Source organism: Paenibacillus senegalimassiliensis (genome assembly GCF_001486585.1).
Taxonomy (GTDB): Bacteria; Bacillota; Bacilli; order Paenibacillales; family Paenibacillaceae; genus Fontibacillus; species Fontibacillus senegalimassiliensis.
In genome coordinates this window covers 130,591-142,464 of sequence record NZ_LN909043.1, presented here as the reverse complement: position 1 = coordinate 142,464, position 11,874 = coordinate 130,591, and the positions used below count along the sequence as shown (strand labels likewise).

Below are 11,874 nucleotides of genomic sequence, written 5' to 3'. Positions count from 1 at the left end.
TTCATCTCCAACTAAATAAAAGTGAGGTGAGCAGCTTGGCAAGACTATTGATTGCAGATGATGAAGCACTGGTCTGCATCGGCCTCCAATCGATGCTGAAGTGGGAACAATATGGAATCGAGATCGTGGGAACCGCTCATAACGGAGCTCAAGCAGAAGAGATGATTGATACTCTTCGCCCGGATATTGTCATTATTGATATCAAAATGCCGATCAAAACCGGTTTGCAAGTGGCCAGCTCTATCCGAGAAAAACATGGCCGTCTCCCCTTGTTCATCTTCCTGACGAGCTATGAGGAATTCGAATATGCGCGTCATGCTCTTGAGGTGCAAGCGATTAATTATCTAATCAAGCTTGAATTGACGCAGACCATGCTGGAGGAATCCATTCATAAAGCCATGGCTACGCTGGATGATCTTGCGCAGGCTGAGCTGCACCCTCAACTTGTCTATCGCAGTAATCTGCAAGGCTTACGTGATAAGTTCTTTATCCGTTTATTTAATCATTTATTTGAAAGCCAGGACCAATATCGACTGCAACGGGAGGACCTTGAGCTCAAGCTGGATGCCCCGGCCTATGTGGTCTGTGTGTGCCGTATTCAGGGCCCGGAGAGTGTACCCCCCCGAGGCGACAAGTTGGTAGCTCTATGCTCCAGCACAGTACAAATGGCCAAGGACACCTTATCTGCGACGGGTGAAAGCTACATCATCAGCTTGGACCTGCGTCACTTCGCTATTACCCTCCCGATCTTCAATACCGAGGATAAGGCGTGGCAGCAGAAGGTTATCCGGCAGCTTCAGGATATGGCAACCCTTCTGGGCAATTACTTCAATGTAAATATCGTGGGTGGAATTGGTGGTGCCATAACTGACCCCTACCTCCTGCGTGAGAGCTATCTGGCCGCTAGAAAAGCGCTGCGGGAGGCCGCTAACGTTCAAGGCTTCAATCTATATGAGGAAAGCGGCAGGTCCGAGGGCGAAACTTCCGCATTGGAGGATTTGTTCTCCCGCTCAGAGATACGCCGTGCCTTTGAGGAAATGGATACGCAGGCTTTGCATACCTTAATCTCCGGGCTCATCATCAGTCTGGAACAGCAGGACGAATGGAGTATTGCCATAACGGATGCCGCATGCAATTTACTATATATGGCAACCTCTTTGCTGGCTGATGGTGATAATATGCTGGAGCAAATCTTTGCAAATGAGCCCGAAGGCTACCGGGCCATCTATCAGAAGCATACAATTCAGGGTGTGATTCATTGGCTGGTCCAGTTCCGGGACGGCTGCTGCGCTCTCCTTTCCTCCAAGCGCCATAGCTACAAGCAGCAGGTGGTGCGGAATGTACAGGACTATATTCATACCAACCTGGATCGCAAGCTGTCACTGAATCAGGTGGCCGACATGTTTAACTTTAGCCCCAACTATTTGAGCCACTTGTTCTCGAAAACAGCCAAGGTCAACTTTGTAGAATACGTGACGGAAGCCAAAATAACCGCAGCCAAAGAAATGATGCAGCGCGGGGAGGGGAGAATTTACGAAATATCGCAGAAGCTGGGGTATGAGAGCGCCTTTTACTTCAGCAAAGTGTTCAAGAAGATCGAAGGCGTCTCTCCCCGAGAATATATGCAGAGACTGGAGAGCAACTGAGGGCATTCTAGGTCTGCTGAAAGTTCGTAGCAGTTATGCGGTCTTGGGGACAAAGGAACATATAGTAATTGCCCTCTCCATAATACTCGACCTCTGCCCAATCGATTTGCCCCAAGTTGATCATACGCTTGTGGCAGCAAGGACATAGCGGGTACTCGGTATCCTGAATCCAGGTTGGATGCCCTCCAAGCTGAGAGGCAGCGGGCTCCAGCATCCAACTGGCCGCATGCCAGCCATGACGAGGAGTGGTGGCGAGCCGAAACGCCGGAAACCCGTCTTCGCTGCGTGATTCTCCCGGCTGACGATCCGGCAAATAATCCGGTCGCTGATTATAGGAGCTCCACTGCGCATTCCCCTGTTCATCAAGCTCCATATACACTACCCCATAGCAGGAGCAGTCCACACAAGTCGCAATCGTTATTGTCTCCCCAGAATAGGACAGATGCTGCATGGCAGGATGATGCGCGCTAATCTTCATCAGCGTGGTCAAAGGGCCATGACACCAGGGACAGGTGTGTTTACTATGAGTTAAGAGCTCCTCTTCAGATGTTGAATGCCTGGTCTCTTCAGCCCCCTCTGGCTCCGCTCGTACGATCGGGTAACTATCCTCCAGAAATAACCAACGCCGTTCCCCCTCATTCGTCAGCTCCCAGCCAGCCTCCAGAGCAAACTCCTCGGGAGGAATATGCAATTCTTCGGTCCAGGTCGGTGGATGAAGCCGCCATTCCCTGAATTGCTCCACTACGGCTTCATCATCAATCCAGACCAATGCCAGTAGCAAGGCCTGCCTACGGTCTTGATCATGGGCAATTCCCTCCAGTAAATGATCACGTATCCGGCTGGAAGCCCCCTTGAACAACACCCCCGGGAAATACTCCAAGCGGGATACAAGCTCCAGCACCTCGTCCTCCAGTCTTACTCCCCGATAACAAACCAGGGATAGCAAAATATCGATGCCGGTGTCTTCATCTTCGGAATCCAACCTCTCCACGCCGTAGCGTACCATTCTGCTCAGTTCGTTCTCCTGTAACGAGAGATAGATTTGCTCCGCCGTTTTGGAATACGGAATATATCGAATTAATGGATCATGCTCCTTGGGTTCGTACATCGTCTGCAAAATCTCCACCGGATCAGTCATATCTGCGAACAAGTTCACGTCCCGGCGGTTCTGCTCAATATACTCCTGGTATGCCTGACGTTCCTTCTCCTGATGGCAAGGCATGCAAATGCCCCCGGTCTTGGCCGCTGTTGCCGGCAGTATAGTCGCCTTGCACCCCTCGGTCTGACACGGAATACGCTCAGTCATCTCATTCATCTCCTATAACTCAAACTGGATATATTACCTATTATTACGCAGCACTTGTCATTTGCCAAGAAATCCGTTATATTAGTTGACGGGTCTATTATTGACCCGTCAACTAATTAGGAATTATGGATTACCTCCAAACTCCAGACAAGAAGGTGATATCTCTTGGCCCCTGATGAACTACAAACCCTTAACGTCTTTGAGCAGTTCCAACAGATCACCAAGAAGCTCAGCCCCAAGTTTGAACGTTGTGCCGGGATCAGTCCTTCTCGGTTGCTAATGCTTGATGCTTTATTTCAAGGTGAGGAACTAAGCCAAGCTGCGCTACAGAAAGTGTTGGACATTGATGGGGCAGCCATTACCCGACATTTAAAGCAACTAGAGACCTCCGGGGCAGTAACTCGCAGGACAAATCCTGCGGATAACCGAGTAACCTTAGTCGCATTAACTCCTAAGGGTAGAGAGCAGATGGAAGCTTATTGCCAGGAGAAGTCACAGTTTATTCAGCGACTGTTCCAAGACTTCCAGCCTGACGATCTGCAGCACATATCTGAACTGCTAACCCGTTTATCTCATAATTTGGACCGCTTGCAACCTAAATGAAAAAGGAGAGAGAAACCATGAGCCATATCAAAAACAACGATTTTTATGAAATTATGACCGGACGCCGTTCTATACGTTCTTACGATACGGAAGTGAAAATCAGCAAAGAGGAAATGACAGAGATATTGAAGGAAGCCACTACCGCTCCTTCGTCCGGTAATATGCAACCTTGGCGTTTCGTTGTTATCGAAAGTCCGGAAGCCAAAGCTGCTTTGGCTCCATTAGTCAGCTTTAACCAACAGCAAGTTGCGACCTCGTCCGCAGTCATTGCTGTCTTCGGCGACTTGAAGAGCATTGACAATGCCGAAACTATTTACGGTAAGGCGGTGGAGCTTGGCTATATGCCGCAAGAAGTGTTTGAAAGACAGCTTCCTGCGCTGAAAAGCTACTATGCAAGTATAAGCTCTGACGTGAACAAACATATGGTTCTGATTGACGGCGGTCTGGTATCCATGCAGCTTATGCTGGTAGCCCGCGCCCATGGGTATGATACGAACCCGATCGGGGGATACGACAAACAGAACATTGCTGAGAGTCTTGGCTTGGATAAAGAGCGTTACCTCCCTGTCATGCTGTTATCCATCGGTAAAGCCGCTGATGCAGGCTACAACTCCGTTAGACTGCCAATTGAAGCTGTTGCCCAGTGGAAATAACACAGATTTGCGTATCGATATAAGTAATACGAAACCCAGCCAACGGTTGAAGTTGGCTGGGTTTTTATTGTTATGAAGAAGGCGGCTCCAAGAGCCCTTTATCCAAGCATATAGATGTGGACAACGCTTTTTCGCCCGATTCAAACCGTATATGCACGCGTTCTTCATTCACTTGTATAATCGTGCCAAGGCCATAAGTATTGTGCTGGACCCATTTACCTTCCACAAGCTGTGCCTGGGAGCGAATAGCGTTAGGGTTCATGGGTGCTGACATCGTCAGAACCGTCGCCTGTTGAACCTGCTTATCTCCTTGCTCTCTCTGGTGCGTATCTGGGTGAACAATATTTTTTACCGCAGTGACAAAGGTCGATTCCCCGGCTTCCTCTCCATCCCGTGACCGATAACTAATGAGCTCCAGATAACTCCTGGCTCGGGTCATGCCTACATAGAATAATCGGGTTGCCTCTTCCATAAGCTCAGCACTTGCCGAGTCCTCCTTGGAAGGGATCACGCCATTCACAAGATCGACCATATACACCCGGTCAAACTCCAGCCCCTTTGAGCTATGCATTGTGGAGAAGGTGACTACAGATTGCCCTCTCCTGGAACGGGCTGTCTTCACCAAGGCTTTCAAATACTGAAGCCGGTTAGCAAAGTCCTCCATGGTTTGAAGTCCGGCTGCAATATCCTCCAACGTATTGAGAATGCCCAGCAGGTGTTCCTTGCGGAATCCCATACGTTCGCAGCTCTTCTCCAGAGCCTTCTCATAACCCAGCCGAGTTCGAATAACACGGATCGCCTGAAGCGGTGGCATGCCCCTCATTTGCTGGAAGGTCTCCTTCCCATCTCGCAACGGCTTGATTTGGTAATCCTGCAACGGCACATGGGTGATTAAATTATCGAAGACAGATTCCTCATTGTGAATTTCCTTCAACGCCGCCATCTGCTGTTTGCTAATGTACCCGCCCAATTTTAAATGAATTTTCTCCAAAATGTCTGCTCGTCTATCTGTGAAGGTCATGCGCATAAAGTTCAAGACGTCTTCTACTACCCAATGGGAGAAGAAACGATTGTCCGCATCCTTCATATAAAAGGGAATCCCCGCCCGATCAAACTCGTTCATTAAACTAATGGCCGAGGAATTGTTGCGGTACAGCACTGCTGCTTCGCCCAGGTTGTCCAGTTGCTGCATTTGTCGCACCAAATATTTGGCCTGCTCCTTATAATCCACCAAGCTCTTGAACTGAATCGGCTGCTCTGGCGGATTATGAGTAAACATCTGCTTGGCATAACGGTTAGGATTGCGCTGAATGAATTGATTGGCCGTCTCGACGATCTCCTTCGAGGAACGATAGTTATGCTCCATAAACAAAGTGAGAGCCGAAGGGTAGACTTGTTTAAAATTCAAAAGATAAGCCGGCTCAGCCCCTCGCCAGCTATACAAGCTCTGGTCATCATCGGCTACCACGCAAAGGTTGCTGTGCCGCTGGACCAGCTTCTCCAGGATGGCATGCTGAACCAAGGAGGTATCCTGACTTTCGTCTGTTAATACATAATCGTAGCGGTCCTGATATTTACGTAGAAGCTGCGGATCAGCTTCCAGAGCTTCATGTCCAATCCCCAGCATATCGTCATAATCAATTAAACGCCCCAAATGGCTTGTTCTCTTCACTCGCTCATATTCCTGTAGAACTCGCTCTGCTTGCGGAACCGTAGTTTTAACCGTAGCCCATTTCTCCGGGGGAATCATTTTATTCTTAATATAGCTAATGTAGGTCGTCAATTCGTCCATCTGGTCATCCGTGATATTCTCGCCAGTCAACGATTTGAACAGGTTCCTTAACAAAATCTTCTTATGGAGCATCCATGCCGCTTCATCCTCCGGCCTTGATGCCCCTTCTGAAGGGACTTCTCCCTCAATAATACGATAAGCCGTCCCTGTGCGGCGGAAATAATCTCTCATCACCTCAAAGGCAAGGCTATGTATGGTGGAGAAGTCCACGGGCTGTATACTGGGGAAAAGCCGCTGGAACCGCTCCTTCATGTCCGTGGCTGCCGCCCGGCTAAAGGTCACTGCCTTGATCCTTGAAGGCTGAACGCCCTTCATTTCAATCAGATAGCCAATGCGCATCATGATCGTGGTCGTCTTACCCGAGCCAGGCGAAGCTAGCAGGAGTAAAGGGCCTTCGGTATGCTCCACGGCTTGCCTTTGCGCCTCATTAAGCACCAGCCCCGTCTCGAGCCGCTTTCGTTCCAAGTAATTATCTTGTACCTTCATCTATTATACACGCTCCAGAACGCTATAGCTTCTTAATAAACCAAGTATCGGTCGTATAGTGATCCGAGCCATTTAGTGACCCTACCATTGTAGGTAGCCTTGGAAAAAAACCTTCTTAGAGAAAACTTAAATAAGCCCTTTGTAATGCCGTAAAAAAACTAAAAACAACTGTCCCCAAACCACCAGCTCCCAATCCCTTACCCCACAAAGTCTCACCGCCAATTCTGAGATAAAAATTCCTGTCCCAAAAATGCTGAGAAAAAGCCCTGAAAACTGGAAGGAAACTGGATCAATTCTAAACAAAAACGACTAGTAATTCAATGTCCCCTGAAAGATAGATAGATGCCTGAAAAAAGCAAGGACTGGCATATATACTGGCTGGGAAATAACCTGGTAAATGTTTGAGTAAAATCTTGAATCAACTGCTTTCAATCCCCAAAACCCTTGATTAGCTTGAGTTTATACTTGATTACCTATTCGGGATTTGCTTGGGAAATCCCTGCTTTGATGGTTTTGGTGATGAGAAAAAGACTGGAGGGGTTAACGGCAACCAGGTTCAAGTATTTGGTGGTTTGAGGACAGTTAATTTTAGTTAGGGACGGTTAATTGGGAAGTGGGCAATTTTTTTTTATTTGTTAATATAAAAGCTATTCATATTGAGTAACACCAATCGCTTAAATAGTTAACTATCAGTTTTGGTTATCAGAAACTTTAACTACTTTAGCCTAATTTCCTTCAATTAAAATAAAGTCACTAATAGCTCTCAAGTCGAAATTCCATTTAAATTCTATACTATTAGTATAGAAAGTTATGTTTTCTTGTATACTGTAACCAAATCTTGTGAGTCCCTCGTTATTTAACCCATCGTTGATCTGAGAGAAATTTTGATATGTTACTTCGTTGTATTCCGTTTTGAGTAATTTAATAAATGCTTTTCAGCATCAGCAATCACTGCTTCTGCATCGGTTACGTAATTAATATCTTGTTTCAAATCATCCTCTGTATTGAATGTTTATATTTATCTTGTCGATATCAAACAAAAAATTGTGAGCCCGTCAGTAAGCCGAGAACCATATTTTTTGCCTGAGCATTAGTCAATATTTTAAGTCTTCCATGATGCGCTTGTTAAAATCGTCTTTTACAGAAATACCAACGTAATAAAACTCAAGATCTGTAAACTGTTTTAGATCAAAATCATCTGCTTTCTTCAATATAAAAAGAGGAAAAGGTCTGGAGTAAACCACTTTATTACATTTCCAAACCGTTTAGAGTAAGTCTATGCTTTTTGAATGTAAAATCTATTGCTACAGGATAAAAAGCAAGGGAACAAACTGCTCCCCCACCTTTCTTTTGTTGTATTGAATTCTTTTGCTTTTAATCTAAAGCCTTGTAGGATTCAATTAGGAACAAAATGTTTGTAGCCGAGAGATGTAAAGCATATGCAACCAAGTGAGGAGGCAAATGGACTATACTTTCACCCTGCCCATGACCGCTGTTTTTGTTACGAATGGTGGGTAATCCGCTTTCCAGTGTATCCCTTAAAGAACTAAATTGTGTTTGGAGACTTATCGATAGCAATCCATTTTGAAATAGTGTATTTATCAGAGGTTTCGCTGTTGCACTTTCTCGAACTTCCCATCCTTTGCGCTTGCAAATCGTTTTCATGACGCTCTCGAAAGCCTTCAGAGCATCTGAAATTGCTTCTTTATGTCGTCCCTTACGAAAGTGTTCATGAGCAGACATGAACTCCTGAGATGCCCCCTCAAAGCCTTCTTCAGACAACATACTAATTGCTGGCTGGACAGCTTCTTCGTATATATACTCCGAATCAACTCTGACAATTTGCCCTTCAATATACTGATAGCCAATGGCATGTTCGCGGAAACGCCCATTAAGCTCCTCAATAGCATCCTCAGCTTTTTGCATTATTTCAGCTTTTTTCAATACTGATTGATCCCAAGTTCGCACTACCTTGTCGATCCACAAAAAGCTCATTTCGATAATATCCAACACTTGCTCTGTAGTAGTATTTTGGATAAAATGTTGGCATTTAGCATAGGGATTATCGCCATGCTTGCTAAGAGAAAAGATTCCGTACTCTTTGCACAATTGCTTATGAATTTGAAGCCAGATATTATTAGATGGACTTGTGTAAACTTGACCCATATAGTCGGTTTCATAGTACCACCTGCCAATAGAATCGGACCAAATATGTATAACCTGAATTCGAAATTCTGCGGGGAGATTGTCGTATATAAAAATCTCTTTATCAAGCTTCTTTCCTCTTTTGGAAAAGAGATCAAAAATCAAATTAGCTCACCTCCGTCATTATGATTATATCAAACTGCTAAAACAATATCTTCCTATTTCGCGCATTTTATTACTACTCATCCAATACAATAGAGTCTTAATGCAAACTCCATCGACTAAACAAAAAATTGCACGAAAAAAGGAGCTAATTCCTCGCTCCCTTAATTCTCCCTGTTCACCTTACCGCTTGTTTAAAATCGTCAATCATCTCCGATAGCTGATACATCTTTATCATTTTAGATGTCGACGACCATTCGGCATGATCAATACACTCATCATTGCGCATAAGCGACTGTTTAGCTTTAGAACTAAGCATCCCACACCCTAAAAAATAGCTATTCTGGATCAACACCTCCGAAAAAGAAAATGATCTCTTCTCTACATCTAATCCATAAAGCAAGTTGTAACCAAAACTGTACTTGGGATTCGCAATGCTTTTGCCAATGAACAATTTTTTAATGCTCGGGCTATCTCTTTCGCCGCTTTCGAGTTGATGGATACAGCCCGCACTAACTGATCCACTGCGGCCATTTTCAAAATCTTTCAGCGAAAAATTGTGCAACTTTCGATAATGCTTAATCAAAAGTGCGAATTTATCAGAACCGCCTGTTTCTTGTTCACTCTTTTGACCTGTCATGTGTCCGTCCATCTAAACCCTCCATTATATTCCTGTAAGGAATGCTGATTTGATGGTTATCCCTACATCATAGTCTCCGTAATAGGCTTGATCATAATTATATAGAGAGTGAAATTAATAATTATTCCTAAACCTTACTACTTTACCAGTTTCATTTTATCTGATCATATAATTCGGTTTACTTTGTATTAATATAAAAACGAGAGTAACTCCATCGGATTCGATCTCCATATTAGCCTTACACTGATTTGTCCAACAGATAAGATGTTCATTAATGCATTTATACTTTAGCCTATCATCTCCGCCAATGACGGCATGAATGTTATTTGAATACTATTCACTTAGCAACTTGATTGACTTAATAATTTTGCCGCTTTCTATGCAGGATTAATTAAGTTGCCGCCGCTGACGATGAACCGTGCTATATATACTTTAGTCCCTACTTCTACTCCTCCTAAATATGCGACAAAGATCAATTAACAGCTCCAAAATAAGTTGAAAAATCGACAATTTTTGAAACATATGCATCGTCGCGACAAACATGAGAAAGAAAACAATTTGCATAAACGGTTTGTTTAGTAGATCGTGACCATACATTTGGTAGATACTTCGGTTTAAAAACAATAAACCTCCTCCGACCATTAGCCGAACTGCTAGAAATAGTTTCTCTGGTTCCATATTTCAATCCCCTCCTAAAATCAACAATCTGTTTAGTCTGATCTCTGCCCTTTAACTCCCTTCAAACAAATAAAAAAGCACAGATCCCCTTAAGGTAAGATCGGTGCTTCCGATTTGGGTTATTCAATTGTCTCTATTATACCTCATATTTTGAATCAAGTAACTACGCCCTCAGGGTGATTAAGTATAAATTTGTCGGTAGCCCCCTCGCAATTCATCACGACATTAACAAAAGGGCAGCCTGTTTTAACTAACCCTCAGAGATACAAGCTATTGATTTATGACATTTTATAATATCCACATCGCATTGCACCTCGTTTGATATTTTTTGAGCATCGTAGTACAGCTAAACTTAACGGTTGTCAACCAAAATTGGGAACACGTTACCATGTAAACGGTATAGTATTGTCTAGTTCAATAGAGCACTGTTAGTACTACAATCATTTCCAAATACCGAGAGGGACTGGATATGTCAGAGCATCTAAAAAATATTGAGATCTATGAGATGGTAATCAGTAATTTTGATGTTATTGCTTTTGAGTCGGTTGAAATGCTTCATCAGAGAAGTGGTTTAGAACAAGTTTTTGACGAGCTTAATCTGCGAAAAAGATGTCTGAGCATATTGCTGAGGTTTAAGATTTATCGATTTCTGAGGAGCCAATCGACCAGTGGTGGTGGCATTTAGACAAAATGGTGAGCAGCGAGATCGGTCTTCGATTAAATCCTGAAAGTACATAAGGCTTTGCTGAGGCAAGAGATGTTCTCCGAAGTCCACTTTTCTAATCATAACAAACAAAAATTACGCACATAGCATTTTCTGTACCATTGGAAGCAGTAATTCATATCCGCCCGAGATGATCTTTCGATTTAGTCCAGAAAAGTCACCATGGATAACCTTGTTACGCATAATTTGAATGCATTTTAACAGGTTGAAGGCAACTTCTTCATTAATATAACCAGTATTACCCAGACGTTCTTTTGAATCCCTCAATAAAGATGAATAGTTTTTGTTAGCTCGCGTATCTTCAAAGTTGGCATTGCAAAATTCATTTACAATGTCAATGTATCTGTCGAGATATATTCCTTGGTAGCGATTCATAATTTCAATCGCAAAATCACTTTTTAAAGCACTATAATTAATATGATCTGATGCATTTTTAGGACTTAATCTATCAAAAATAGAGAAAAGTGAACGAAAGCGATGAAGCATATCAATGCTATTGTTAGATTCAATAAGATTATGATACAACGCTGCCCTTTGTGGATTAAAATACTGGGAAACCACTTTAGCCGCTTGTGCATTTATCATGTTACCATCCACTATTGGTTTAGGGGGATTAACTTCAATTTGACCTGTCAAAAAATCCGTTGGCGTATCTATTTCAAAATTTTTAATCCGACAACTCACCCCAAACAACGAAAAAAGTCTAAGGAGATATTCCTTTAAATCTTCCGCAATTAGATAATTCTCATTCTTATCCTCACCACTGATAGTACCAGTAACATTAACGGTTTCCCCATCACCCACCTTACAAATCACATCGCTAATGTAATTGCTATGAGGTGTATCCGTCAAATTGAAGTCTGTGGAAACTTTGACACCTGAAATAACTGCTTTAAAATGAGTTTGTATATTGCTCTCCATGTTATTTTCCTCCTATTTAAATCACTTGTGATGCACCTTTATTGCATGTCTTCTGACTACCATCAAAAAATTATGCACAAGGTAGGAAACCCTCTCTATCCCCTCAATTATGACTCAA

9 protein-coding genes are annotated in these 11,874 nt (G+C 43.6%); 3 read left to right on the top strand and 6 right to left on the bottom strand.

What is annotated here, in order from left to right; genetic code table 11:
* Positions 1 to 26: 26 nt before the first annotated feature.
* Complete coding sequence (locus BN3279_RS04390; RefSeq protein ID WP_232436769.1) at positions 27 to 1,646, top strand: response regulator; 1,620 nt, start codon at positions 27 to 29, stop codon at positions 1,644 to 1,646.
* 7 nt (positions 1,647 to 1,653) lie between these two features.
* Here BN3279_RS04390 and BN3279_RS04385 read toward each other — a convergent pair whose 3' ends face one another.
* The gene (locus tag BN3279_RS04385) at positions 1,654 to 2,952 is read right to left on the bottom strand and encodes a hypothetical protein (protein WP_059049425.1); all 1,299 of its coding nucleotides are present in this window, start codon (positions 2,950 to 2,952) and stop codon (positions 1,654 to 1,656) included.
* A 165-nt stretch (positions 2,953 to 3,117) separates the two neighbouring features.
* On the opposite strand from BN3279_RS04385, the gene BN3279_RS04380 reads away from it, so the two are divergent.
* Both BN3279_RS04380 and BN3279_RS04375 read left to right on the top strand, forming a co-directional pair.
* Positions 3,118 to 3,555 (top strand): MarR family winged helix-turn-helix transcriptional regulator, encoded by a 438-nt coding sequence (locus BN3279_RS04380; protein WP_059049424.1) that lies wholly within the window; start codon positions 3,118 to 3,120, stop codon positions 3,553 to 3,555.
* Between the two features lie 17 nt (positions 3,556 to 3,572).
* Positions 3,573 to 4,208: a nitroreductase family protein gene (locus BN3279_RS04375; protein ID WP_059049423.1), complete on the top strand. Its 636-nt coding sequence runs from the start codon at positions 3,573 to 3,575 to the stop codon at positions 4,206 to 4,208.
* A gap of 70 nt (positions 4,209 to 4,278) precedes the next feature.
* On the opposite strand, the gene BN3279_RS04370 is transcribed toward BN3279_RS04375, so the two are convergent.
* The 5 genes from BN3279_RS04370 to BN3279_RS04345 all read right to left on the bottom strand — a co-directional run bounded on the left by BN3279_RS04370 (position 4,279) and on the right by BN3279_RS04345 (position 11,756).
* Positions 4,279 to 6,486, bottom strand: coding sequence for an ATP-dependent helicase (locus tag BN3279_RS04370; RefSeq protein ID WP_059049422.1), 2,208 nt, complete (start codon positions 6,484 to 6,486; stop codon positions 4,279 to 4,281).
* A 126-nt stretch (positions 6,487 to 6,612) separates the two neighbouring features.
* Positions 6,613 to 6,789 (bottom strand): hypothetical protein, encoded by a 177-nt coding sequence (locus tag BN3279_RS23935; RefSeq protein WP_187377737.1) that lies wholly within the window; start codon positions 6,787 to 6,789, stop codon positions 6,613 to 6,615.
* Between the two features lie 1,071 nt (positions 6,790 to 7,860).
* Positions 7,861 to 8,796 carry an STM4504/CBY_0614 family protein gene (locus BN3279_RS04365; RefSeq protein ID WP_059049421.1) on the bottom strand — a complete coding sequence of 312 codons (936 nt, stop codon included), beginning with the start codon at positions 8,794 to 8,796 and terminating at the stop codon, positions 7,861 to 7,863.
* Between the two features lie 175 nt (positions 8,797 to 8,971).
* A complete protein-coding gene (locus BN3279_RS04360) occupies positions 8,972 to 9,445 on the bottom strand; it encodes a hypothetical protein (protein WP_059049420.1) in 474 nt (157 codons plus the stop codon).
* A gap of 1,465 nt (positions 9,446 to 10,910) precedes the next feature.
* On the bottom strand, positions 10,911 to 11,756 hold the full coding sequence (locus tag BN3279_RS04345; protein WP_059049417.1) for a hypothetical protein: 846 nt from the start codon (positions 11,754 to 11,756) through the stop codon (positions 10,911 to 10,913).
* Positions 11,757 to 11,874 lie beyond the last annotated feature (118 nt).